Below are 23,749 nucleotides of genomic sequence, written 5' to 3'. Positions count from 1 at the left end.
TGGTCTGGATTCGGGGCGGGGGTGATGCAGGCGGACGCGCCTGCATCGCTCACATGCCCAGGTAGGCCCGGCGCACGTCCGGGTCGGCGCTGATCTGCGCGGCGGTGCCGCTGAGCATCACGCGACCGGTCTGCAACACGTAGGCGCGGTCGGCGATCTCCAGGCTCTCGACCAGCCGCTGCTCGACCAGCAGCACGGTCACGCCGCCGGCACGGATGGTCTTGACGGCCTCGAAGATCTCGTCGACCAGCTTGGGCATGATGCCCTGCGAGGGCTCGTCGAGCATCAGCAGGCGCGGGCGCGTCATGAGCGCGCGGCCGATGGCCAGCATCTGCTGCTCGCCGCCCGAGAGCGTCTCGGCCCGCTGCGGCAGGCGCTCCTTCAGCCGCGGGAACAGCGTGAAGACCTGCTCCAGCGGCGCCTCGCGGTCGGCCTGCTTGCGGTAGAGGTAGCTGCCCAGGCGCAGGTTGTCGGCCACCGACAGCCGCGGGAAGAGACGGCGGTTCTCGGGCACGTAGGCCAAGCCGCGCTGCGGGATCTGGTGGGCGGGCATGGCGTCGATGGGCGTACCGTCGAAGCGCACGCTGCCGCCCTGGGGCCGCTCCATCCCGGCGATGGACTTCAGCAAGGTGGACTTGCCCGCGCCGTTGGCGCCGGCCACCACCACGATCTCGCCCTCTGCCACGTTCATCGAGATGTCCGAGATGGCGATCAGCCCGTTGTAGGCCGTGGTGAGGTTGGACACTTCAAGCAGCACGATGGCGGTCTCCAAGGTAGGCGGCCACGACGGCCGGATCGCGCACCACCTCCTGCGGCGCGCCCTGGCTGAGCACGCGGCCGAGGTTGAGCACGATGGCCCGGTCCACCAGGGGCATGACGATCTCCATCACGTGCTCGACCATGATGACGGTGATGCCGCGGTCGCGGATGCGGCGGATGAGCTCCACGCCCTTGCGCGCCTCGCTGGGCGTCAGGCCGGTCATCACCTCGTCCAGCAGCAGCAGGCGCGGTTCAGTGGCGAGGGCGCGGGCCACTTCCAGGCGGCGCTTCTCGGGCGGCGTGAGGTCGCCGGCCGAGGCGCCGGCGCGGCCGATGAGGCCCGTGAAGTCCAGCACCTCCAGCGCGGCCTCGCGGGCGGCGGCGGCGCGGGTGTGGCGCGAGAAGCTGCCCACCATCACGTTGTCCAGCACGCTCATGCTGTCGAAGGAGCGCGGCACCTGGTAGGTGCGGGCGATGCCCAGCGCGCAGCGTGCGGGCGCATCCAGCCGGGTGACGTCGCGGCCTTCGAACACCACCTGGCCCTGCACCGGCGCGCGGGCACCGGCGATGATGCCGAACAGCGTGGACTTGCCCGCGCCGTTGGGGCCGATGAGTCCGAGGATCTGGCCGCGGGGCACGTCGAAGGTGACTTCGGCATTGGCCACCAGGCCGCCGAAGCGCTGCCAGATATCGGTCAGCTGCAGGATGGGCCGGTCGGCTGCCGGCGTCGTCGCCGGGCGGGCGTCGTTGGCGGCATTCATGCGGCACCTGCCTTGCGGCGCAGGCCGCTGAACAGGCCGATCAGGCCTTCGGGCTTGAGTACGGCCACGCCCATCACGAGCGCGCCGTAGACGATGAGGTCGGTGCCGGTGCCCGAGCCGCCCATGTAGCTGCGGATGGCCTCGGTCAGCGGGATCAGGATCACCGCGCCCAGCAGCGGCCCCCACAGGGTGCCGATGCCGCCGAGCACCACCGGCAGCACCATGAGCAGCGAGAAGCGGAAGTGCATGACGCTGTCCGGGTCGATGTAGGCCACGAAGGCCGCATAGAAGCCGCCGCCGATGGCCGTGAGGCTGGCCGACAGGGCGGCCGCCGCCATCTTGGAGCGGAACACCGTCACGCCCAGGCTCTCGCTGGCCTCGGGGTTGTCCTTGACGGCGCGCCACCAGTAACCCCAGCGCGAGCCCTCGACCCAGAAAGTGATCAGCCAGGTCAGCGCGAACAGGCCCAGCACGAAGTAGAAGTACGGCCCCTTGTCGCGTGCGAACTGCAGCGTGGCCCAGCTGTCGGGGCCCAGCGGCCACTGGATGCCCATGGCGGCGCCCACGTAGTCCCAGTTGTGCACCAGCAGCAGGCCGATCTCGGCGATCACCAGCGTGGCGATGGCGAAGTAGTGGCCCTTGAGGCGAAAGCACAGCCAGCCCAGCAGCAGCGCCATCACGGCCGCGAGCAGCGCGCCGGCCACCATGCCGAACCAGGGCAGCACGCCGAAGTTCACGAACAGCACGCTGGTGGTGTAGGCGCCGGCACCGAAGTACAGCGCATGGCCCAGAGAGATCTGGCCGCAGTAGCCGCCCAGGATGTTCCAGGCCTGTGCCAGCGCGGCGTACATCAGGGTGAGGATCAGGATGTTACGCAGGTAGGCATCGCCCACCAGCAGCGGCACGGCGGCCAGCAGCACCAGCACGACGGCGCCGGTCAGCAACTGGCGGCGCCGCTGCGCGGCATGGGCCTGCAGCGCACCCGAGGCCGGCGCACGGCCGGCGGGAACAGCAATCGCTGCGTCGGTCATCAGAGTCTCCCGAAAAGGCCGCTGGGACGCAGCAGGACCACCAGCAGGTACAGGGCATACACGCCCACGGTCTTGAGCGAGGCGGGCAGCACCAGCGTGGTCATGGCCTCGACCAGCCCGACCACCACGCCGCCCACCAGCGCACCGAACACGCTGCCGAAGCCGCCGAGGGCGACCACGACATAGGCGATGCCGCTGAAGGCGCCGCCCACCTGCGGATGGATGTAATAGAAATTGGCCAGCATGGCACCGGCCACGCCCACCATGGCCAGGCCCAGGCCCCAGCCCAGCGCGAAGACGCGGTTGCGGTCGATGCCCACCAGCGCCACGGCGCCCTGGTCCTCGCGCGTGGCTTCCAGCGCGCGGCCGAAGTCGGTGCGCGACATCAGCAGGTACAGCCCGCCGAAGGCCAGCAGCGAGACCACCGCACCGGCGATCTGCGGCTGCGGCAGGAAGACGCCGCCGATCTCCACCGTCTTGTTGGCCAGCCAGCTGTTGCTGATCTGCCGGTAGTCGGGCGTGAAGAAGTACTGGGCCAGGCCCTGCATCAGCGTGCCCAGGCCGAAGGTGGAGAAGATCTGCACCATGCCCACGTTGGCCTTGGCCCGCATGGCATGGCGCACGATCAGCAGATACACCAGCACGCCCGCCATGAACAGCACCGCGCCGACGATCGGCATGCCGATCAGCGGGTCCAGGTGCAGGCCCACGGCCAGGCCGAAGGTGAGGTACATGCCCATCATCAGGAACTCGCCGTGGGCGAAGTTCACGACGTCCATCAGCCCGAAGATGAGCGACAGGCCGACGGCGATGAGCGCATACATGAGCCCCATCAGCACGCCGCTGGCGAGCACCTGCGCGATTGCTTGCGCGTTCATTCGTGCTTCCCGGCTCAGCCGTTCATCGGCCACACGGGCTGGCCCATCGCCACCGCCGTCGGGAAGACGGTGACGAAGCCCGTGCCCTTGAACTGCTGCAGCACCGGGCTGGCGAAGGTGTTCTGGCCGCTGGCGTCGAACTTGACGCGCGACCACGGCATGATGGTCTTGTCGCCCGGAATGTCGGTGGCGGCCAGGGCCGCGCGCAGCTTCTCGCTGTCGGTGGAGCCGGCGCGCTGCAGCGCGTCGCCCAGCACGATGGCCGCCATGAATTGCCGCGAGCTGGCGTCGTTGAGGTCGCGGCCCGCGCGGGCCTTGAAGGCGGTGTTGACGAAGCCGATGGACGGCCGCTTGCCGGCGGTGTCCAGTGCGAAGCTGGCGCGGGTGATCATGCCCTGCAGCTTGTCGCCCACCACGTCGAGCGCGGCCTTCTCCACGAAGCCGGCAGCCTGCGCCACGATGTTGCGCGGCTTGTAGCCCAGCTGCGTGCAGGTGTTCATCAGCAGGATGACGTCGGTGGTGTAGCAGGAGGGCAGCAGCACGTCCGCGTTGGCAGACTTGAGCTGCTGCACCTCGGCCGACAGCGAGGGCGAGTTGGCGCGGAACTTCACGTCCGCCGCCACCTTGTAGCCGCGCTCGGCGGCCAGCTTGCGCTGCACGGTGGACGAGTCGGTGCCGAAGATGGTGTCCTCGAAGAACAGGGCCACGGTCTCGACCTTCTTGCCCTGCTTCTTCTGCAGATCCATGAAGTCGAACATGGCCTCGGAGAACATCTCGTCGTGCGCGGCCGGCCGGAAGAAGGTCTTGAGATTGCGGCGATGCAGGCTGGGCGAGGAGGAGTCCGCGCACACGAAGGGCACGCCATAGCGCTCGCAGGTGGTGCTGACGGTGGCGGCCACCGAGGAGTGGAAGCAGCCGATGATGGCCACGGCCTTCTCCTGCGTGATCAGGCGCTCGGCTTCGGCGCGGCCCTTCTGCGGGTCGGCCTGGTGATCGGCGTAGACCACCCGCAACTTGCGGCCACCCAGGCTGGCGATCCCCGAGCCGGCGGCACCGGGCAGATCGACCTGCGTGGGCGTGTTGATGATCTGCAGGGCCGTGTCGATGGCGTGGCGCGCGTCCACGCCCACCTGGGCGTTGGGGCCGCTCATGGGATAGATGGCGCCGACCACGATGTCGTCGTCGGCAGCCCAACTGGGCGACGCGCTCATCGCCAGGGCGCCAAGGCCAGCCATCTGCATCAGGATTTCTCTGCGGTTCATCAGCAACTCCTCAAAAAGGTTGATCGACATCAGTGCCGGCACAGCGCCGGCGGCTACAGGCTTGTCGTGCTTGTGACGCAAAACCCATGCCATACTCCAACAACGCGATCCATCAAATCCAACAACACAATATTGATTGTTGAACAATATTGGGGCGCGAAAAGCCCGGGTTTGCCCTGCCACGGTGCAGGCAGCGGTCCTCGTGGTGCACGTCAGCGGACCGGAGGAGTGCTGATCCGGATGATCGAGGACTCGCGAACCTGCCCGCCGAGGGCGGTGCCTCGGCGGGCGTTTGCTCTCTCCATGTCGAACCGCCAGGGGCGGCGTGCCGTAAGTGTTCTGTGCATGCGGACGGCGCCTGGAAAAAATCCCGCGCTCAAAAGAAACCGAATTTGATGGAAATCAAGAATGCAGTGGAATACGCATGATCCATGCCAAACAAAATGCATTGTCGATTCGAACAAATGCACCAGCCCGTGCGCCACCTCAATTGGGCACGCCCAGGAAAGGGCATGAGGCACCAGATTCGGGATTCGAGCCTAAAGTTAATGTCGACTCGCCCGGCGGGCATCCTTGGTCGGAAAATTTGTCCTTTTATGACAACAACTTGCAGAGCCACGAACACCAAACCAAAACCAATCTGGCGCGAGGAACGAGGCCCTTTCTTGCACCTCGCTCGCCATTGATCTCCAATAAAAAAAGCGCCCGGTTTAAAACCGGGCGCTTTTCCCGCCGGCCCTGCTGGGCACGGCACGGAGCGGAAACTATTTACTTGGCGAAAAGCCGCGTGATGTCCTTGAACGCCTTGATTTCCATGGCATTGCCGGCCGGATCCAAAAAGAACATCGTGGCCTGTTCACCCACCTCGCCCTTGAAACGGACATAGGGCTCGATCACGAATTCGACGCCCGCAGCACGCAGCCGCTGGGCCATGTCCTCCCACTGCGCCATGGGCAGAACGATGCCGAAGTGGCGCACCGGCACGCCGTGGCCGTCCACCGCGTTGCGCTGGGCCAGCCCGCATTCGCCGGGGGCCAGGTGCGCCACGATCTGGTGGCCGTAGAAGTTGAAGTCGATCCAGTCCTCCGAACTCCGGCCCTCGGGGCAGCCCAGCAGTTCGCCGTAGAAGGTGCGCGCCTTGGCAAGGTCGTCGACCGGGAAGGCGAGGTGGAAGGGCGACATCAGGGTGGGATTGGTGGTCACGTCGAGCATGGCAGTGAGAGGGTGGGGAAGCTGGGCGCCAGTCTAGGAAGGCTTGAAGAAAAATAAAATCAATATATTTTTCTGAATTCAATCAATAAAATTGATCGATCATGATCCGCGAGCTCAAGACATTCATTGCCATCGCCGAGGAAGGCACCTTCGTCCGCGCAGGACAGCGGATCGGCCTCACCCAGGCCGCCGTCAGCGCCCAGATGCAACGGCTGGAGGAACAGCTGGGCCACGCGCTCTTCATCCGCGAGGGACGCACCGCCCGGCTCAACCCACAGGGCCTGAATGCGCTGGCGCAGGCGCGCGAGGTGGTGCGCCTGTTCGACGACATGGCGGCCCAGTCGCGGAGCCGGCCGTTGAGCGGCCGCCTGTCGCTGGGCGCCATCGCCTCGGCGCAGTCGCGCGTGTTGCCGCGGGTGCTGATGCACTTTCGCGCACAGCATCCGGGCGTCCATGTGCGCGTGGTGCCGGGCGTGTCCTTCCAGTTGCTCAACCAGGTGGACGCCGGCGAACTGGACGCCGCGATCATGATCCGCCCGGTGTTCGGCCTGCAGGCCGACCTGGCCTGGACGCCGCTGACGCAGGAGCCCTTCTGGCTGCTGGTTCCCACCGCGCTGCCGGAGTCCGAGGACTGGCGCGGCGTCCTGGCCACGCAACCCTTCATCCGCTACGACCGCACCTCCTTCGGCGGCCGGCTGGTCGAGCGCTTCCTGCGCGATGCCTGCCTGAGCGTGCAGGACTGCGTCGAGATCGACGAGCTCGACGCGATCGCGCAGATGGTGGCATGCGGCATGGGCGTCTCCCTGGTGCCGCAATCCTTCGGCAAGGCGCCGTGGCCCGATGGCGTGCGCGCCGTGTCGCTGGGCGAGCACACCTTCTTCCGCGAGATCGGGCTGGTGACCCGCACCCGCAGCAGCCCCGCCCCGGCCCTGCTCGATCTGTTGCAACTGATCGGCCAGGCCTACACCGACTAGCGCGGCCGGCGCCGCCGTGTCAGCGCAGGCTGCCGCCCTGCTCCCGCAGGTCCGTCTGCACGGTCAGCGCCGTCTGCAGCAGGACGCGCAGCGCCTGCACCTGCATCTCCAGGCCGAGGCTCGGCATGCCCGGCATCCGCGCGGCCTGCTCGGGCAAGGCCGGCACATGGACGAAGCCACCGCGCACGCCCTGCAGTCCGGCCTGCGTGGCCAGCCGGTGCATCAGCCCATAGAAGACATGGTTGCAGACGAAGGTCCCGGCACTGTTCGACACCGAGGCCGGGAGCCCCTCGCGGCGAAGCGCCTGCACGATGGCCTTGACGGGCAGGGTGGAGAAGTAGGCGGCCGGCCCCTGCGCGACCACGGGCCGATCCACGGGCTGCCGCCCCGCGTTGTCGGGGATGCGCGCATCGTCCACGTTGAGGGCCGCGCGCTCCGGCGTCACCTCGGTACGCCCGCCTGCCAGGCCCAGGCCGATCACCAGCACGGGCCGCTCCCCCACAGCCAGGGCGGCATCGAGCCGCTCCAGCGCTTCGCCGAACACGCAGGGCAAGCGCACCGCCTGCACGGTCGCGCCATCGACCTGCCAGCCGTCCAATGCCCGCGCCACCTCCCAGGACGGATTGACGGTGTCGCGATCGAAGGGCTCGAAGCCGGAGAGCAGGATGCGGGGCATGGCGAAAGCAGAATAATCGACAGCCGCCCGGCACCCCCCCAAGACGCCGGATCGTCGCTCCTGTTCGCTACGCATGACCAAGACCCCCTCCTCCGCCACGGCCGGCCCGGCTGCCGACGACGCCGCCTCCGCCCGCACGCTCACGGAGCGCGTGGCCGAGCAGATCCGCCAGAAGATCACCCACGGCGAGTTCGCGCCCGGCCAGCGGCTGTCGGAGCAGACGCTGAGCGACAGCCTCGCCATCTCGCGCAATACCCTGCGCGAGGTGTTCCGCCTGCTCACCAAGGACGGCCTGCTGCGTCACGAGCCCAACCGGGGCGTGTTCGTGGCCATCCCGAGCATCGCGGCCATCATCGACATCTACCGCGTGCGCCGGCTGATCGAATGCCAGGCCCTGGCCCAGGCCTACCCGCGGCATCCGGCCAAGAAGCGCATGCGCGAGGCGGTGGAGGCAGCCGTGCGCGCCCGCGATGCCGGCGACTGGCTGGGCGTGGGAACGGCCAACATGGCCTTCCACATGGGCATCGTGGAACTGGCGGACAGCGAGCGGCTCAACCAGCTCTTCGGCCAGGTGCTGGCCGAGCTGCGGCTGGCCTTCGGCATGCTGCGCGACCCCGAGTTCCTGCACGCGCCCTACGTGGACATGAACCAGCGCATCCTGGAACTGACCGAGGCCGGCGACTTCGCCAAGGCGAGCACCGCGCTGAGCGACTACCTCGTGCATTCGGAGCGCATCGTGCTGGCGGTCTATGCCCGGCGCATGGCCGATGGCGGGCTGGGCGCGGGCTGAGCGCCTGGCCGCAAAGGGGGACGCCTGTCGCGCGCCGACAGGCGGCCGCCCGGACGACGCGCCATCTTCGCCAAAGACCTGAACCGAACGAATGACCGACCTGCCCCGCTTCTCTACTTCCGCTTCGACGCATGCCGGCACCCGCCGACGCGCCTTCCTCTCGATCGCGGCGGCCTGCGCCGCGCTCCCCGTCCTGGCCCTGGACGCCGCGGCCAGGGCCCGCACCGGCGATCCATCGACCGAGGCCGAGCCGGGCGTGTGGCCGCACGCCCTCCAGGTGCCGGGCGGCGTGGCACGACTGCCGCTGGGCCCCGCCAACCATCACCCGCGCGTGACGACGGAAGCGGGCCTGCCGGTGCTGGTGGTGGGCGACGCCATCGCCTGGACCGCCATCGTCGGCATTCCGCTTGCCGCGCAGCCCGGCGAGGCCCACGTGCGGGTCGGCGAGGCGGGCGGCAGCCGCCGCATCCCCTATGCCATCGCGCCCAAGCGCTATGCCGAGCAGCGCCTCACCGTGGCGCCGAAGACCGTCGACCTCTCCGCCGCGGACCAGGCCCGCTACGAGCGCGAGCGCGACCACCAGGCCGGCGTGATGGCCACCTTCAGCGACCCGCTGCCCGCCGAACTGGCGATGGCGGTGCCGGTGCCCGGGCGACGCTCCAGCTCCTTCGGCCTGCGCCGCGTCTTCAACGGCCAGGCCCGCAATCCGCACAGCGGCATGGACATCGCCGCCGCCACCGGCGCGCCCGTGCGCGCGCCGCTGCCCGGACGGGTGATCGACACGGGCGACTACTTCTTCAACGGCGGCACCGTCTGGCTGGACCATGGCGGCGGACTGCTGAGCATGTACTGCCACCTCAGCCGCATCGATGCGAAGGTGGGCGACCGCCTGGCCACGGGCGACGCCTTCTGCGCCGTCGGCGCCACCGGCCGCGTGACGGGGCCGCACCTGCACTGGGGCGTGATGCTCAACCGGACGATGGTGGACCCGGCGCTCTTCATCGAGGCCTGAAGGCTTCGGCCGGCCTCAACCAGGAAAGCGACCCTGCCGCGCTGCAGCATGCGCCGCCGTCCGACACGGCATCCGGCCCCGGCCCTGATGCAATCCGCAGCGAGGCGGGTCGCAGTGGAAGGCCCGCCCGAACCATCGTCCGAGGAGAAACGAATGCCCCGATTTGCCACCATCCATGGCCACGTCACCTTCACGCCCGGCGACGGCGCGCCCATCGAGATCCCGGAGGGCCGGGTCGAGATCCTGGAAGCCGACGACAGCGTCACCCTGTCGTGGGAAGCCGAGCCCGGCACCGTCGGCACCACGGCCATGCCGCGGCTGCAGTACGACCAGTACGTGGAGGCTGGAAAGATCCGCCCCGAAAGAGGCGACCAAGCCGCCGCCTAGGCGATGCAGGACGCCTATCCCAACACGCCCGACGGCACGAGGTAGGCGTCCTGCCCCAGCAGGTCGATCCCGCACTGCAGGGATTCGGCCCAGTCCAGAAAAGCGCCGATGGCCGGCCCCGCGAGCGGCGCGCCGTGCTGCGGCACCAGCAGTGCGATGTCCAGCTGCCGTGCCATGCGCACCCACAGCCGCATGACCTTGTTGGACACCATGTAGCGGCGGTGGAAGGCTTCCATGTGCGGGCAGATGCGGGCGAAGTCCGTCACCGGCGTCTGCGCCTCGGCACCGCCCACCATCGAGGCCCCCAGATCCCCCGAGAACAGGATGCGGCTCACAGGGTCGTAGAACTGGAAGTTGCCTTCCGAATGCAGGAAGTGCGCGGGCAGCAACCACAACTCGCTGCCGCCCAGCCGCAGCCGCCCGCCCGCATCGGGCACCGACAGCACACGCTCCGTCGTCTTGCCGCTCTTGGCGAAGTGCGGCGCAAAGCGGGCCCAGATGCGCGAGATCACCAGCTGCGCCGAGGTGGTGGTCAGCCAGCGGTCCAGCGAGGCAATGATGTCGGGGTCGGCATGCGAGGCGATCAGATAGCTCAGCCGGTTCGGCGGGAAGTGCCGCGTCATGCCCAGGAAGAGCTCGTTGAAGGCGATGTTGCCGCCCGGATCGATGATGGCGCCCACGCCCTGGTCGATCAGCAGGAACTGGTTGCACTGCACCGCCTCGCCGCCGTCGCGGACCAGGTCGGTGAACATCAGGCAGGCATGCTGCGCGTCGCGGTAGAGCTCGATGGGCACGGGGCCGGCGCCGGGGCGGGAAGACGAAGAACGGCGGATTCTTGACCTGAGTCCACCGCATGTCGATGCGGCGCTCGCGGCTTTCGCCGCCTGTTTGAGTTGGATCAACCGGATGCCGCGTCGGCGGCCTTGGCGGCCTGTGGAATCTCGCGCCAGGCGCTGCGCAGATGCGCCAGGAAGCGCTGCGCCAGCGGCGACGGCGTGGCACCGGCCAGCGTCAGTGCGCCCATGCGCCGCGTCAGCGGCACATCCGTCAGGCGCAGGCCTTTGAGCGTCGTGTGGCGCGGGTGCAGTGCCAGCTCGGGCACCAGTCCGATGCCCAGGCCCGCCTCCACCATCGCAAGCAGCGCACTCACATGGCCGACCTCCAGCCAGGCCGGCGGCGGACGCTGGTCCGATCCCAGGCCCGCATCGATCAGGCGTCGGTTGCCGCTGGTGCGCGCCACCGCCACCCAGCGCTCGCCGGCGAACATCGCCAGGCTCGGCGAGCGCTTGCGCGCCAGCGGATGGTCGCGGCGCACGGCGAGCACATAGCGCTCTTCCAGCAGGGGCTCGAAGTTCAGCGCCGGGTCGGTCACACCACTGAAACCCAGGCCCAGGTCGGCCTCGCCCGTGCGCACGGCGGCCGCCACCTCGTCCATGCCGCCATCCATCAGCCGCACCCGCACCTGCGGCAGCCGGCGGCTGAAGCCCTCGATCAGCTGCGGCATGCGCGCCGTCGCCACGGTGGGCACGCAGGCGATGGAGATGCGTCCCGCATGACGCGCGGCGATCTCGTGCACGCCGAGCACCGCGGCCTCCAGGTCGTCGAGCGCCAGGCGCGCCCGCGACAGGAAGGACTCGCCCACCCGCGTCAATCGCACGTCACGCGTGGTGCGCTCGAAGAGGCGTGCGCCGAGCAGCTGTTCCAGCCGGTCCACGCGGCGGCTGAGCGCGGCCGGCGAGAGGTGAAGGTCTTCCGCCGCCGCCCGGAAGCCGCTGCGGTCCGCGACCGCCACGAAGGCCTGCAGCTGCTGGAGATCGAAATTGATGCGTGGCACGCAACAAGTGTATTGAACGTTGCACTTGTCGCAACAACGCGGGACGCCGACGATGCGGGCCGGTTTCAACCCATCCTCCAAGAACATGACCGAGACAAGCCTGAAGCGAAGCTTCGCCTGCGCCGCCCTCTTCCTCGCCTTCACCGGCACCGCCCTGGCCGAACCCCTGACCGTCGTCTCCTCCGGCGGCTTCGCGGCGGCCTACAAGAAGCTGGTGGCCGAGTGGCAGAAGCAGCCCGACCATGAGGTCAACTCGCAGTGGGGCCCGTCGATGGGCGCCACCAAGAACGCCATTCCCCAGCGCCTGGACCGCAAGGAGCCCATCGATGTGGTCATCATGGTCGGCGATGCGCTCGACAAGCTGATGGCCACCGGCCAGCTGGTGCCGGGCTCCAAGGTCGTGCTGGCCGACTCCACTATCGCCTGCGCCGTGCCGCAAGGTGCGCCGCGCCCCGACATCGGCACCGTCGACAAGCTGCGCCAGACGCTGCTGAATGCCCGTTCGGTGGCCTGGTCGGACAGCGCCAGCGGCGAATACATCGAGCGCGAGATGCTGTCCAAGCTGGGCATCGCCGAGCAGATGCGCGGCAAGGGCCGCAAGATCCCCGCCACGCCGGTGGGCGAGATCATCGCGTCCAAGGAGGCCGACTTCGGCTGCCAGCAGCGCAGCGAATTGCTGCCGGTGCATGGCATCGACATCGTGGGCGACCTGCCCGCCGACGTGCAGTACGTGACCGAGTTCTCCGCTGCCGTCGTCGCCAGCAGCCCGCGCCGCGACGAAGCCACGCGCTTCCTGCGCTTCCTGGCCACGCCCGAGAACGCGGAGGTCATCCGCTCGACCGGCCTGGTGCCGATGACCAAGGGCGGCACGCGCTGAGCGGGCGCCCCCGGTGGCCGGCCGCCGCTTCCGGTGGTCGGACCCGCGCCGCGCATGCCCGCGCCGGCGCTTTTTTCTTTCCTCTCTCCCTCCTTTTCCGGACCCGCCGACCATGCGATCGATCTCCCGCCGCGCCGTGCTGAGCGCCCTGGCCTTTTCCACCCTCACCGGCGCTGCCGGCATCGCCGCGGCGGCCGACTGGCCTTCCAAGCCGATCACCCTCATCGTGCCTTTCGCGGCCGGCGGCACCAACGACATCCTGGCGCGCATCGTGGGCCAGAAGCTGTCGACCCAGCTGGGCGTGCCGGTGGTGGTGGACAACCGCGGCGGTGCCGGCGGCACCCTGGGCGCCGGCATCGCTGCCCGCGCCACGCCGGACGGCAACACCTTCCTGATGGCCGCCATCGCCCATGCGGTGGCACCGGCGCTGTACAAGAGCCTGCCCTACGACTTCGGCCGCGACTTCGACCCCATCGGCCTGATCGGCACCACGCCCAACGTGCTGATCGTCAACCCGTCGGTGCCGGCCAAGACCGTGCCCGAGCTGATCGCCTATGCCAAGGCCAACCCGGGCAAGCTCAACTACGGCTCGGCCGGCCCCGGCAGCACCGAGCACCTGGCCGGCGAGCTGTTCCGCGCCATCACCAAGACCGACATCACGCACGTGCCCTACAAGGGCGGCGCACCCATGATGGCCGACCTGCTGGCCGGCAACATCCAGATGGCGCTGGAGACCAGCCCCTCGGCCTCCCCCCACATCAAGGCGAACAAGGTGCGCGCCCTGGCCGTGACCTCGGCCACCCGTTCGCCCATCTTCCCCAACCTGCCGCCCCTGGCCGAAGCCGGCGTGCCGGGCTACGAGATGACGACCTGGTTCGCGCTCATGGCCCCGCACAACACGCCCGCCGCCGTGCAGGAGCGCATGCAGAAGGAACTGCGCACCGCGCTGGCCAACCCCGAGGTCAAGACGCGCTTCGCCGAGCAGGGCGTGACGGCCGGCAACATGACGCCGGCCGAAGTGCGCAGCTTCGTGCAGCGCGAGACCCAGCGCTGGGGCGACAGCCTGCGCAGCGCGGGCGTCAAGCCCGAATAAGGATTGGCGGGCACGTCCCGCACTCCTGCGCAAGCCGGCCCTGGCCGGCTTTTTCATTGGGGCGACGCCGCTGTCGCGTGCGCCTCCTGCAGGCATTGCGCGAACAGCGCGGTGGCCCGCGCCGGCTGCGGCGAGCGGCGCCACACGCCGACGAAGCGGCAGTCGTAGACCAGGCGCTGCGGCGCCAGCGGCCGCAGCCGGCCCTCGCGCTCGAAGCTGGCCGCATAGTGGTCGGGCAGGAAGCCCAGGTAGCGCCCGGACAGCAGCAGCAGCGCGATCGCCTCCTGGTCGTAGCCCGTGGCCCGGCGCGTCAGGCGCGCGCGGTGGCTCAGCTCCATGTTGGGCGAGTGGTAGCCCAGCCCGGCGAAGGCATGGCGGCGCAGGTCGGCCCAGTCCAGCGCGTCGGTGTCGGCCTCGAACAGAGGATGGCCGCGACCGGCATAGAGCTGCATGGTCTCGCCGAACAGGTCGGCATAGGCCAGGCTCTGCGAGGCCCGGTGCGCAGGCACCACCCCCACATGGAAGCGGCCATCGATCACGCCGCGCTCGATGGCGTTGAGCGAGCTCACATGGACATTCAGAGAGACGCTGGGCGCACGTTCCGCAAAGAGTGCCATCGCCTCGCCGATGCGGGCCTGCGGGTTGCTGGCCGTCTTGTCGAACAGCGCCACCTCCAGCTCGCCGCCCATGCGGCCGTGGATCTCGTCGATGCCGCCGCGGAAGGTGTCCACCGCGGCCAGCAGGCCCAGCGTCTGCTCGTAGACCTTCTGCCCTTCGGGCGTGAGGGCGAAGCCGGTGCGCCCGCGCCGGCACAGCGTCAGGCCCAGGCGCGTTTCCAGGTCCTTCACATGGCGGCTGACGGTGGAGGTGCCGATGTTCAGCTCCAGCTCGGCCGCCGTCATGCCGCCGCAGTCGACCACTGCCTTGAACACGCGAAGCAGGCGCAGGTCCATGTCGCTGACCTGGCCGAGGACGGCCCGCCCGCGCGGCCTTGCCTCGTCGGCAGCGGGCGCGGCTGCCGGCCTCGGCTTGACCTTGCTCACGGTCGGCGGCGATGCAGCGGGAGCGGCGGCACGCGACTTTCTTGCTTGCATGGATCGTCAAGTGAACAGTGATGAATGTCCATTTTCGCCAGTATCGGCATCGCCACAATCACGCCCATCCCCGGACTTTTCCAACCGCAGCCATGAGCTCCACCCTCGCCTCCCCCGCCCCGGCCCCCACCGTGCGCACCGACGCCGCCTGGCTCGAAGCCCACTGGATGCCCTTCACCGGCAACCGCCAGTTCAAGGCCGACCCGCGCATCATCGTGAGCGGCAAGGGCGCCTACTTCACCGACGCCGATGGCCGCAAGATCTTCGACGGCCTGTCGGGCCTGTGGTGCACGGGCCTCGGCCACTGCCGCAACGAGATCAGCGAGGCCGTGGCCCGCCAGGTGGCCACGCTGGACTATTCGCCGGCCTTCCAGTTCGCGCATCCGCTCTCCTTCGAACTGGCCAACAAGGTCAAGGACCTGATGCCCCAGGGCCTGGACTATGTCTTCTTCACCGACTCGGGCTCCGAGTCGGCCGACACCTCGCTCAAGCTGGCCCGCGCCTACTGGCGCGCCAAGGGCCAGGGCACCAAGACGCGCCTGATCGGCCGCGAGAAGGGCTACCACGGCGTCAACTTCGGCGGCATCTCCGTCGGCGGCATCGGCGGCAACCGCAAGACCTTCGGCCAGGGCGTCGAGGCCGACCACCTGCCCCACACGCAGCCCGCCATGGGCACTTTCGCCAAGGGCATGCCCGAAGTGGGCGGCGTGGAGCTGGCCAACCGCCTGCTGGACGTGATCGCCCTGCACGACGCGTCGAACATCGCCGCCGTGATCGTCGAGCCCTTCTCCGGCTCGGCCGGCGTGGTGATCCCGCCGGTGGGCTACCTGCAGCGCCTGCGCGAGATCTGCACCCAGAACAACATCCTGCTGATCTTCGACGAGGTCATCACCGGCTTCGGCCGCGCCGGCGCCATGACGGGTGCCGAGGCCTTCGGCGTGACGCCCGACATCCTGAACTTCGCCAAGCAGGTCACCAACGGCGTGCAGCCGCTGGGCGGCGTGGTGGCCACCAAGGAGATCTACGACACCTTCATGGCGGCCGGCGGCCCCGACTACCTGGTCGAGTTCCCGCATGGCTACACCTACTCGGCCCATCCGGTGGCCTGCGCCGCCGGCATCGCCGCGCTGGACCTGCTGATCGCCGAGGACGGCCCGGGCCGCGTGAAGGCGCTGGCCCCCTACTTCGAGACCGCCGTCCATAGCCTCAAGGGCGCGAAGCATGTGGCCGACATCCGCAACTTCGGTCTGGCCGCGGGCATCACCATCGCACCGGTGCCCGGCGAGCCGGCCAAGCGGCCCTATGAAATCGCCATGGCCTGCTGGAAGAAGGGCTTCTACGTGCGCTACGGCGCCGACACCATCCAGCTGGCCCCGCCCTTCATCACCGAGCGTGCCGAGATCGACCGCCTGATCAACGCCGTGGGCGAGGCGCTGCAGGAAGTCGCCTGACGTTCAGCCGCTCGTGCTTCAATACGGGGATGGACGCCCGAAGCACTGCCGCCGCCACCCGCCCCGCCGTGATGATGCAGGTCCTCGTGCCCGACGGCACGCTGGCACAGCACAGCACGGCGCTGGAGGCAGCACATGACATCTTTCGTGTGACACGGGTGGCGCCGCAGTTCGCTTGGCAGGCCATGGAAAAGCTGGCCGACTGGGAGCAATCGGGCGCCACCGGCGACTGCCCGCTCAGCGAGGCCGAGGACCTGGCCATCGACGTCCTGCTCTGCGCCCAGGAGGCCGCCAACCAGTCGCTGGGCGTGCGGCCCGGCGAACCGGCTGTCGAACTGCAGTTCATCGAGGCCTCCGCCGCGCCTTCGCGCTGAACGGGCCGGACGGGCCAGGCCACCACCGCCCTCGCCCCCCGGCCGCTCAATCTCCCTTGTCGCCCGTCTCGGTCTTGCGCAGGCCGCGCACGTTCATCACGGCCAGGCACAGCTGGAGCGCGATGAGGGCCCAGGCCTGCGTGTGCAGGCCCCAGGCTCCCCACATCAGGTTGCTGGCCAGGAAGATCCAGAAGCCGGTGTTGCGCCGACGCTTGTCGTTCGAGGCCACGAGCCAGGCCGAGATCACCGAGGCCGCGAACGCGGGCCATTGAAGCAGGCCGATCCAATCCATCCGAGTGTTTCCTTGCGGTCCGCAGCATAGGCGGCCAGGACACCCATCCTGCGTGCGCAGACCCGCGCACCGCGTCGGCGCGCAACAGCCGCCCTTGTCGGCCGCGCGCCGCAGGTGCCGGGCGGCTCAGGTGCCGGCGCACAGCCGCCGCAGCGCCGTCACGAGTTCGTCGAGGTCCAGCGGCTTGACCAGGTGGGCATCGAAGCCCGCTCGGCGCGTGCGTTCCACATCGTCCGGCTGCCCCCAGCCGGTGGCGGCGATCAGCCGCACGTCCTGCGCGTCGGGCATGGCCTTGACCGCCCGCGCTACCTCGTAGCCGTCGGGCGAGGGCATGCCGATGTCCAGCACCAGCACGTCGGGCGGCGCATGGACCACCTGGGTCAGCGCCTCGCGGCCCGACAGCGCCACCTGCGCTTCGAAGCCCCGCAGCCCCAGCAGCCGCGCGATGGGCCAGACCGCGTCGGCGTTGTCGTCCACCAGCAGGACCCGCGGCAGGCGCGCCGCGGCGGCGTCGTCCGCGGGTGAGGCAGGCGGCTGCGGATCGGGCCGCACCTCGCCGGGCAGCCCGTCGATGGGCACGGCCACGATGAAGCGCGAGCCCTTGCCTGGGCCCGTGCTTTCGCCGCTGACGCGCCCGCCGTGCAGCTCCACGATGCTGCGCACCAGCGCCAGGCCGATGCCGAGACCGCCGGCGCCGGGGCGCAACTCCGAAGGCCGCCGCGCGAACATCTCGAACATCGACTCGACCACGCCGGCCTCCATGCCGATGCCGTTGTCGCTGACGCCGAAGACGATGTCCGAGCCCTGCTGCGCGACATCGAGCGCGATGCGGCCGCCGTCGGGCGTGTACTTGACCGCGTTGGTCAGCAGGTTCGACAGCACCTGGCTCATGCGCACGGGGTCGACGAAGAGCTGCAGATCGGGCTCGGGCACCGACACCGCCAGCGCATGGGCCGCCTCGTCCAGGCCATGGCGCGTCGCCTCCAGCGCGGCCTCCACCAGCACGCGCACCGGCACCCAGCGCTTGCGCAGGTTCATGCGGCCCAGGCGCAGGCTGGAGACATCCAGCAGGTCGTCGAGCAGCACCTTCATGGTCTGCGTCTGGCGCCGCACGATGTCGATGGCGCGGCTGCGCTCCTGCGTCGGCAGATCCGCTTCGGCCAACGCCGTGCCGGCGGCATGGATGGACGCGAGCGGGTTGCGCAGCTCGTGCGACAGCACCGCGAGGAAGCGGTCCTTGCTTCGATTGGCCGCCTCCAACGCCTGCTGGGCCGCGCGCTGCTGGCTCTGATCGCGCAGGATCTTGACGAAGCCCACCAGGCCATCGGGTCCGCGCATGGGCATGAGTGCGCCGCTGGCCCAGAAGCGCGAGCCGTCCTTGCGCACATGCCACCGGTCGTCCATGGCATGGCCTTCGCGCAGCGCGGCCTGCAGTTCCAGCCGCGGCGCGCCCGAGGCGCGGTCCTCCTCGGTGAAGACCAGGTCGGCGAAGCGACCGGCGACCTCGGGTTCCGAATAGCCCAGCAGACGTTCGGCGCCGGTGTTCCAGCCGGTGATGCGGCCCTGCAGGTCGGTGGAGAAGATCGCGTACTCCACCGCGTTCTCCACGATCAGGCGCAGCCGCTCCTCGCTGGCGCGCAAGGCGTCCTCGGCACGGCGGCGCTCGCCGATGTCGGTGCTGACGACCACCAGCGAAGGCGCGGCGTCGCCCAGGGCTTCGAGCAGGCCCACGCTGTTGTGCATCCACAGCACCGAGCCGTCCTTGCGCAGGCAGCGCTTCTCGATCTGGAAGGGCTGGCGGTCGCGCAGCAGCCGCTCGGTGCGCTCCATGCTGGCGGCGCGGTCGTCGGGGTGGATCAGGTCCATCAGCAGGCTGCCGACGAGCTCGCCTTCCTCGTAGCCCAGCATGCGGGCGTAGTGGCGGTTGACGAAGAAGATGCGGCCCGCCTCGTCGGTCTGCAACACGCCCACCGAGGCCTGGTTGACGATGGCGCCGAAGCGCGCCTCGGATTCGCGCAGGGCCCGCTGCGCCAGCCGCAGCTCGCTGATGTCGACGAAGGTCAGCACCACGCCGGCCACCTGGCCATCGCCGGTGCGGTGCGGCAGCACGCGGGCCAGGTACCAGGTGCCGGGGCCGGCCTCTACCTCGCGTTCCACGGCCGTCAAGTGCCGAAGCACACGGCCGGCGTCGTCCATCAGGCCGGCATAGCGCAGCGGCGTCGCCAGGTCGGACAGCGGCCGGCCCAGGTCGCCGGGAATGAAGCGGAACAGGGCGCAGGCCGCCGGCGTATAGCGCACGACGCGCAGCTCGCGGTCGAGGAAGACGGTGGCGATGGCGGTGGCGTCGAGCAGGTTGAGCAGTTGGCCATGGCTCTGCTGCAGGGCCTCGATCTCGTGCTCCAGCTCGCGCACGCGCTGGCCGGCGGCGGCCGCATCGGCCGAGCCGGTGGCAGCGGCCGGGCCAGGAGGGCCGGGCGGAGGGGCGTGGGAGCGGGCAGGGTCGTCCATGCGGTTCCTCTCGGTGGATGGTGGGGCGGGCCCGCCAAGCCTGCCGCCATGCCGGCTCAGAGGCTGTAAGCCTTGAGGCGGTTGTAGAGCGTCTTCAGGCTGATCCCCAGGACCGCCGCGGCGCGCTCCTTGTGGCGGTCGCAGTGCAGGTACGTGGCCACGATGGCCTGGCGCTCGATCTCGGCCAGCGAGGTGCCCACCGGCACAGAGATCCAGCCTGGCGCCGCTGGCGTCTGCCCCGGCGCAGGCGCCAGGGGCTCCAGCGGCATGGGTGCCGAGGCCGCCGCCAGCTCGGCGGAGGAGTCGGCTGCGCCGGGCGGCATCCATTCGTCGGACATCCAGCCGTCCACGCTCATCACCCAGGCGCGCTGCACGGCATTGCGCAGCTGGCGCACGTTGCCGGGCCAGTGGTAGGCGCGCAGCTTGCGCAGGGCCTCGGGGGTGAAGCGGCGGCCCAGGCCCTCCTGCACCCGCAGCTGCTGCGCGAAGTGCAGGGCCAGCAGTTCCACGTCGTCGCCGCGGGCGCGTAGCGGCGGCAGGATGATGGGAAAGACGTTGAGGCGGTAGAGCAGGTCCTCGCGCAGCACGCCGGCGCGCACGGCCGCATGCGGATCACGGTTGGTGGCCGCGATGATGCGCACGTCGGTCTGCTGCAGCTCGGTGGAGCCCACCCGCATGAAGGTGCCCGACTCCAGCACCCGCAGCAGCTTGACCTGCAGCTCGGCCGGCATCTCGGTGACCTCATCGAGGAACAGCGTGCCCCCGTGCGCCCGCTCGAAGAAGCCGCGGTGCTGGCGCTCGGCCCCGGTGAAGGCGCCGCGCTCGTGGCCGAAGATCTCGCTCTCGATCAGGTGCGGCGACAGCGCGCCGCAGTTGACGGCCAGGAAGGACTGCTCGCGGCGGCGGCTCAGGTCGTGCACGGCGCGCGCCACCAGCTCCTTGCCGGTGCCGCTCTCGCCCTGGATGAACACCGTCGCCGCCGAGCCCGCGACACGCGCGATCTGCAGGTAGACGCTCTGCATGGGCTCGGAACGTCCGATCAGCGCGCCGAAGCGGCCGGTCTCGCGCCAGGTCTCGGTCAGCTCTGCCACCTCGGCCCGCAGCCGCGAGGGCCGCATCAGCCGCGACAACAGGTGCCGCAGCTGCTGCGCCTGCACGGGCTTGACGAGGTAATCGGCCGCACCCAGGCGCAGTGCCCGGATCGAGGTCTCCAGGCTCGCCTGCCCGGTGATCAGCACCACCTCGATGTCATGGGTGCTGGCCTGGGCCGCTTCGAGCAACTCGAAGCCGCTGCCGTCGGGCAGGTGCACGTCCAGCAGCATGAGGTCAGGTGGCGAGACCGCCAGCGCACGCCGCGCATCGGCCAGCGTGCCGCAGGTGGAGACACGATGACCTTCGCGCGCCACCAGGGCCGCCAGCATGCGTGCCACGTCCTCATCGTCCTCGACGATCAGTGCTCGTCCCATTCCACTCCTCGGATGTGCTTTTCTGGCGGCGGCCCGGCGGCCCCGCGCGGGCGATGCGACGCGGACTCCTGCGCGCAGGGTTGGACGCTACCGCAGCCCGCGGCGCCGCGCTGTCGGACGGATGCAGAAATTGCGGCAAGGACTGCCGGCTCATCCCACGAATCCCGCAGAAACTAATACTTTTTTATCAAATAAACGCCATTCCAGCGTGGCACATCCGTTGCGCTGTCCGGGGGTGAGACTTTTTAGAACCACCGATTTCGGCCCCCCCTTTCCACCCTCTGCCTTTTCGCCCGGCACCCCCTGCGCACCTGCGCGGTGGCCGCGCCGCGTGGGAGCACCCGCGTGATCCGGGTCGGCATTGCCGACGACCATCCGGTGGTGCGCTCTGGTTTGCGGGCCCTCCTGTCCTCCTGCGACGACATGACCGTGGTGGGCGAGGCGAGCGACGGCCGCGAGACGCGCGCGCTTGCGCTGGACGTGCGCCCCCACGTGCTGATCATGGACCTGATGATGCCGGGCTACAGCGCGCTGGACCTCATGACCACCCTGCGCGAACGCGCCTCCGGAGTGGCCGTGATGGTCTATACCGGCTACCCTGCCGAGCACTATGGCCCCGCGCTGCTGCGCGACGGCGCCCGGGCCTACCTGGGCAAGGACTGCGACCCTTCCGAGGTGCTGGCCGCCATCCGCGCGCTACACGCCGGCCGGCGCTACATCACCTCGGACATGGCGGGCGTGCTGGCCCAGCGCTCCAGCACCCAGATCAGCGAGGCGGCGCCCCACCAGGCGCTCACGCCGCGCGAGTTCCAGATCTTCCTGAAGCTGGCGCAGGGCGACAGCCCGGCCCATATCGCCGACGCCCTGTGCGTGTCGGCCAAGACGATCAGCACGCACAAGGCCCGCATCATGGCCAAGATGGACCTCCACTCGAACAGCGAGTTGACCTACTACGCGACCAAGCGTCGGCTGTTGAGGTGAAAACACCCCCCATGCCGCTTCGCGGCTCCCCCCTCTCTTGCGCCTTCGGCTTGGAGGGGGGCGCACCCCACGGCCTGGCGAAGCCAGTTCCGTGGGTGCCCTGGCTTGGCCTGCTCCGCGGCCATCCGATCAGTGTCGCCGCGCCAGCTTCATGCGAGGCGGGTGGCACACAGCGCCATGGAAGATTGACATGACCACCCGCCCCACGCCATCCACCGCGCCTGCGCCGCCGGAGTCGCCGGAGCAGGCGCTGCTGCGCGAGTTCGACCATGATGCGCGCTCGCCGCTGAGCGCCATGGCGGCCGCGACCGAGTTGCTGGGCGCCACCGACGATCCGGCATTGCAGGAAGAGGCCCGCGGCGTGATTGGCCGGCAGGTGCGCAAGCTCAACGAGTTGTTCGCGGCCTTCCGCGCGCGGCTCGCCGCGCTGGCCCACGGGGGCGGCGAGCCACCGGCCTGATCGGCACGCGGCTTACCGGGCGGGTCGAGCCGCATCCGAGTGCCGCCTCACTCCATCAGCTGGTGCCGGATCGCATACAGCGTCATCTCACCATTGGAGCGCAGCCCCAGCTTCTCCAGGATGCGCGTGCGGTAGCCGCCCACCGTCTTGACCGACAGGCACAGCGAGGACGCGGCCTGCTGCAGATCGCAGCCCTGGGCCAGCTTGAGCAGCACCTGCAGTTCGCGCCGCGTGAGCGGCTCGGCACGGCGGCCGTCCGCTGGCACGCAATGCTCCAGCAGCAGGTTGGCCATGGTGGGCGACATATAGCGCTCGCCCCGCGCCACCGCGCGCACGGCGTGCAGCAGTTCGGTGGGATCGCTTTCCTTGTCCACCAGGGCGCGCACGCCCTCGCGCACCAGGGTGCAGGCGTACTGCTCGGCGGCAAAGCCCGTGTAGACCACCAGGCCCACATCGGGCGCCTGCATGCGCAGCCGCACGACCTCGTCGAGCACGTTGGAGCCCGGGATCACCAGATCCAGCACCAGCACATCGAGCTGCTGCGCGATCAGCTCGCGCGCCAGGCCGCGAGCCCGATCGCATTCCCACACCATCTCCAGATCGCGCTCCGCACCGAACAGCGCCTTGAGGCCATTGCGCACGACCGGGTGGTCATCCACGACGCCAAGGCGGATCGGCAGCGGGCCGCGCATGGAACGGGAGGACGGAGAAAAACCGAGGGTGGGCGCGGAGGCCGCATGAAGGGTGCTCTGCATGCGGGAAGTACTGGCAACTCCCGTGCCCGTCGGCGCCTGGGTCGTTGGGCGACGAAGCGCGAAGTTGGCGGCATTAGCCACGCGGACGCGGCGCTGTCACCGACGCCCCGCGACGCTTGCGGCAACTGTTGCCGCAAGCGTTTCCAGACGCGGCGACCGCCGTGGCCGTGCCCTCCGACACCGTCCCCCTCCTCGTCCGACAGGACGCCGCCTCGCGCCCCCTAGTCTGGCTTGGCCGGTCCTCGCAGCCGCATGCCGCGCCGGTGTGCATCGCAAGGGAACGGTCTCAACCCAGGAGCATTCCATGTCGAACTCACAGAACAGCCGACCCGGCCACACCGAGCACAACGCGCCAGGCAAGCAGCCGGCGACACCCCGCAACGAAGGCCGCCGCACGCCCGAAAGCCGCCATGACCGTGAAGACCATGCCGGCAGCAGCAAGCAGAAGCAGCAGCGTCAAGGCCGTGGCATCCATTGAACGATGGGCCGCGGCAGCGGTCGTCACCAGCGCGATGGCGCTCGGCCTGCCGGCCGCAGCGCAGAGTTCCGGCAACCCGCGGGGCAATCCCCAGGGCAGCGAGACGCCGGGCACCACGGGACGGGCCGTGCCCCCGCCCGCGAGCCGCGCGCCTCAGTCGGCCGCGCCCACGCGGGGCGACGAAGGCCGGCGGACCAACCCCTACCACCCCGAAGCCAGCAGTGGCCATGGCCGGGAGATCGGCGTGGGACAGCCCGGCGGGCTGGGCGGCCAGCGTGCGGCCGGCTCCCGCAACCGGACGACGGAGACAAATCAGGCGCCTCGGCCTGGCGCGAAGCCCTGAA

General features: G+C 69.7%; 26 protein-coding genes. 12 read left to right on the top strand and 14 right to left on the bottom strand.

The annotated features are described in order from the left end of the window. Nucleotides 1–49: 49 nt before the first annotated feature. The 6 genes from DFR41_RS19135 to DFR41_RS19110 all read right to left on the bottom strand — a co-directional run bounded on the left by DFR41_RS19135 (nucleotide 50) and on the right by DFR41_RS19110 (nucleotide 5,903). The gene (locus tag DFR41_RS19135; protein ID WP_043114882.1) at nucleotides 50–754 is read right to left on the bottom strand and encodes an ABC transporter ATP-binding protein; all 705 of its coding nucleotides are present in this window, start codon (nucleotides 752–754) and stop codon (nucleotides 50–52) included. Continuing rightward, nucleotides 747–1,520 carry an ABC transporter ATP-binding protein gene (locus DFR41_RS19130; RefSeq protein ID WP_114803915.1) on the bottom strand — a complete coding sequence of 258 codons (774 nt, stop codon included), beginning with the start codon at nucleotides 1,518–1,520 and terminating at the stop codon, nucleotides 747–749. Before DFR41_RS19130 ends, DFR41_RS19135 begins: the two co-directional genes overlap by 8 nt. Beyond that, nucleotides 1,517–2,551, bottom strand: coding sequence for a branched-chain amino acid ABC transporter permease (locus DFR41_RS19125; RefSeq protein ID WP_017762349.1), 1,035 nt, complete (start codon nucleotides 2,549–2,551; stop codon nucleotides 1,517–1,519). Before DFR41_RS19125 ends, DFR41_RS19130 begins: the two co-directional genes overlap by 4 nt. Further along, the gene (locus DFR41_RS19120) at nucleotides 2,551–3,429 is read right to left on the bottom strand and encodes a branched-chain amino acid ABC transporter permease (RefSeq protein WP_076506637.1); all 879 of its coding nucleotides are present in this window, start codon (nucleotides 3,427–3,429) and stop codon (nucleotides 2,551–2,553) included. Before DFR41_RS19120 ends, DFR41_RS19125 begins: the two co-directional genes overlap by 1 nt. A 14-nt stretch (nucleotides 3,430–3,443) precedes the next feature. Next, the gene (locus DFR41_RS19115; protein ID WP_114803914.1) at nucleotides 3,444–4,691 is read right to left on the bottom strand and encodes an ABC transporter substrate-binding protein; all 1,248 of its coding nucleotides are present in this window, start codon (nucleotides 4,689–4,691) and stop codon (nucleotides 3,444–3,446) included. A 768-nt stretch (nucleotides 4,692–5,459) separates the two neighbouring features. Then, the gene (locus tag DFR41_RS19110; protein ID WP_170159426.1) at nucleotides 5,460–5,903 is read right to left on the bottom strand and encodes a VOC family protein; all 444 of its coding nucleotides are present in this window, start codon (nucleotides 5,901–5,903) and stop codon (nucleotides 5,460–5,462) included. A 101-nt stretch (nucleotides 5,904–6,004) separates the two neighbouring features. Here DFR41_RS19110 and DFR41_RS19105 point away from each other — a divergent pair, with 101 nt between their 5' ends. Then, on the top strand, nucleotides 6,005–6,877 hold the full coding sequence (locus tag DFR41_RS19105; protein WP_017759422.1) for a LysR family transcriptional regulator: 873 nt from the start codon (nucleotides 6,005–6,007) through the stop codon (nucleotides 6,875–6,877). A 19-nt stretch (nucleotides 6,878–6,896) separates the two neighbouring features. Here the strand turns inward: DFR41_RS19105 and pcp are convergent, their stop codons facing one another. After that, nucleotides 6,897–7,553, bottom strand: coding sequence for a pyroglutamyl-peptidase I (pcp, locus tag DFR41_RS19100; protein ID WP_114803913.1), 657 nt, complete (start codon nucleotides 7,551–7,553; stop codon nucleotides 6,897–6,899). 73 nt (nucleotides 7,554–7,626) lie between these two features. Here pcp and DFR41_RS19095 point away from each other — a divergent pair, with 73 nt between their 5' ends. From DFR41_RS19095 to DFR41_RS19085, 3 genes are all read left to right on the top strand, one after another. Then, complete coding sequence (locus DFR41_RS19095) at nucleotides 7,627–8,343, top strand: GntR family transcriptional regulator (RefSeq protein ID WP_017759420.1); 717 nt, start codon at nucleotides 7,627–7,629, stop codon at nucleotides 8,341–8,343. A 91-nt stretch (nucleotides 8,344–8,434) separates the two neighbouring features. After that, nucleotides 8,435–9,355, top strand: coding sequence for a peptidoglycan DD-metalloendopeptidase family protein (locus DFR41_RS19090; protein ID WP_114803912.1), 921 nt, complete (start codon nucleotides 8,435–8,437; stop codon nucleotides 9,353–9,355). 153 nt (nucleotides 9,356–9,508) lie between these two features. Beyond that, complete coding sequence (locus DFR41_RS19085; protein ID WP_114803911.1) at nucleotides 9,509–9,742, top strand: hypothetical protein; 234 nt, start codon at nucleotides 9,509–9,511, stop codon at nucleotides 9,740–9,742. A gap of 14 nt (nucleotides 9,743–9,756) precedes the next feature. Here the strand turns inward: DFR41_RS19085 and DFR41_RS19080 are convergent, their stop codons facing one another. Together DFR41_RS19080 and DFR41_RS19075 are read right to left on the bottom strand one after the other, a co-directional pair. Then, nucleotides 9,757–10,536: an oxygen-binding di-iron domain-containing protein gene (locus tag DFR41_RS19080; RefSeq protein WP_017757091.1), complete on the bottom strand. Its 780-nt coding sequence runs from the start codon at nucleotides 10,534–10,536 to the stop codon at nucleotides 9,757–9,759. A gap of 104 nt (nucleotides 10,537–10,640) precedes the next feature. Then, nucleotides 10,641–11,576, bottom strand: coding sequence for a LysR family transcriptional regulator (locus DFR41_RS19075; protein ID WP_114803910.1), 936 nt, complete (start codon nucleotides 11,574–11,576; stop codon nucleotides 10,641–10,643). 85 nt (nucleotides 11,577–11,661) lie between these two features. Here DFR41_RS19075 and DFR41_RS19070 point away from each other — a divergent pair, with 85 nt between their 5' ends. Both DFR41_RS19070 and DFR41_RS19065 read left to right on the top strand, forming a co-directional pair. Then, on the top strand, nucleotides 11,662–12,453 hold the full coding sequence (locus tag DFR41_RS19070; protein WP_114803993.1) for a substrate-binding domain-containing protein: 792 nt from the start codon (nucleotides 11,662–11,664) through the stop codon (nucleotides 12,451–12,453). Nucleotides 12,454–12,565: 112 nt separating this feature from the next. Then, a complete protein-coding gene (locus tag DFR41_RS19065) occupies nucleotides 12,566–13,546 on the top strand; it encodes a Bug family tripartite tricarboxylate transporter substrate binding protein (protein WP_114803909.1) in 981 nt (326 codons plus the stop codon). 53 nt (nucleotides 13,547–13,599) lie between these two features. Here the strand turns inward: DFR41_RS19065 and DFR41_RS19060 are convergent, their stop codons facing one another. Continuing rightward, nucleotides 13,600–14,499 carry a LysR family transcriptional regulator gene (locus DFR41_RS19060; RefSeq protein ID WP_244917809.1) on the bottom strand — a complete coding sequence of 300 codons (900 nt, stop codon included), beginning with the start codon at nucleotides 14,497–14,499 and terminating at the stop codon, nucleotides 13,600–13,602. 233 nt (nucleotides 14,500–14,732) lie between these two features. Between DFR41_RS19060 and aptA the strand changes: the two genes are divergently transcribed. Together aptA and DFR41_RS19050 are read left to right on the top strand one after the other, a co-directional pair. After that, nucleotides 14,733–16,091: an omega-aminotransferase AptA gene (aptA, locus tag DFR41_RS19055; protein ID WP_114803907.1), complete on the top strand. Its 1,359-nt coding sequence runs from the start codon at nucleotides 14,733–14,735 to the stop codon at nucleotides 16,089–16,091. 29 nt (nucleotides 16,092–16,120) lie between these two features. Further along, on the top strand, nucleotides 16,121–16,465 hold the full coding sequence (locus DFR41_RS19050; RefSeq protein ID WP_017759997.1) for a hypothetical protein: 345 nt from the start codon (nucleotides 16,121–16,123) through the stop codon (nucleotides 16,463–16,465). Between the two features lie 46 nt (nucleotides 16,466–16,511). Here DFR41_RS19050 and DFR41_RS19045 read toward each other — a convergent pair whose 3' ends face one another. From DFR41_RS19045 to DFR41_RS19035, 3 genes are all read right to left on the bottom strand, one after another. Further along, nucleotides 16,512–16,757 (bottom strand): hypothetical protein, encoded by a 246-nt coding sequence (locus DFR41_RS19045; protein WP_017759998.1) that lies wholly within the window; start codon nucleotides 16,755–16,757, stop codon nucleotides 16,512–16,514. A 126-nt stretch (nucleotides 16,758–16,883) separates the two neighbouring features. Next, entirely contained in the window at nucleotides 16,884–19,265 is a 2,382-nt protein-coding gene (locus DFR41_RS19040) for a PAS domain S-box protein (protein WP_114803906.1), read from the bottom strand. Between the two features lie 56 nt (nucleotides 19,266–19,321). Beyond that, nucleotides 19,322–20,731 (bottom strand): sigma-54-dependent transcriptional regulator, encoded by a 1,410-nt coding sequence (locus DFR41_RS19035; RefSeq protein WP_017758139.1) that lies wholly within the window; start codon nucleotides 20,729–20,731, stop codon nucleotides 19,322–19,324. A gap of 345 nt (nucleotides 20,732–21,076) precedes the next feature. Between DFR41_RS19035 and DFR41_RS19030 the strand changes: the two genes are divergently transcribed. After that, nucleotides 21,077–21,712: a response regulator gene (locus DFR41_RS19030; protein WP_114803992.1), complete on the top strand. Its 636-nt coding sequence runs from the start codon at nucleotides 21,077–21,079 to the stop codon at nucleotides 21,710–21,712. A 190-nt stretch (nucleotides 21,713–21,902) separates the two neighbouring features. Beyond that, nucleotides 21,903–22,172, top strand: a complete 270-nt coding sequence (locus tag DFR41_RS19025) for a hypothetical protein (RefSeq protein WP_017759755.1) — start codon at nucleotides 21,903–21,905, stop codon at nucleotides 22,170–22,172. A gap of 47 nt (nucleotides 22,173–22,219) precedes the next feature. On the opposite strand, the gene DFR41_RS19020 is transcribed toward DFR41_RS19025, so the two are convergent. Then, entirely contained in the window at nucleotides 22,220–22,864 is a 645-nt protein-coding gene (locus DFR41_RS19020) for a response regulator (protein WP_211322627.1), read from the bottom strand. A gap of 367 nt (nucleotides 22,865–23,231) precedes the next feature. Here DFR41_RS19020 and DFR41_RS27765 point away from each other — a divergent pair, with 367 nt between their 5' ends. Together DFR41_RS27765 and DFR41_RS19015 are read left to right on the top strand one after the other, a co-directional pair. Further along, nucleotides 23,232–23,405, top strand: coding sequence for a hypothetical protein (locus DFR41_RS27765; protein ID WP_170159425.1), 174 nt, complete (start codon nucleotides 23,232–23,234; stop codon nucleotides 23,403–23,405). Continuing rightward, the gene (locus DFR41_RS19015) at nucleotides 23,392–23,748 is read left to right on the top strand and encodes a hypothetical protein (protein WP_147284396.1); all 357 of its coding nucleotides are present in this window, start codon (nucleotides 23,392–23,394) and stop codon (nucleotides 23,746–23,748) included. The genes DFR41_RS27765 and DFR41_RS19015 overlap by 14 nt, the downstream gene beginning before the upstream one ends. Nucleotide 23,749: the final 1 nt, after the last annotated feature.

Source organism: Pseudacidovorax intermedius (assembly GCF_003350475.1).
GTDB lineage: Bacteria > Pseudomonadota > Gammaproteobacteria > Burkholderiales > Burkholderiaceae_C > Xenophilus > Xenophilus intermedius.
This window is presented reverse-complemented; position numbering and strand designations above follow the sequence as displayed.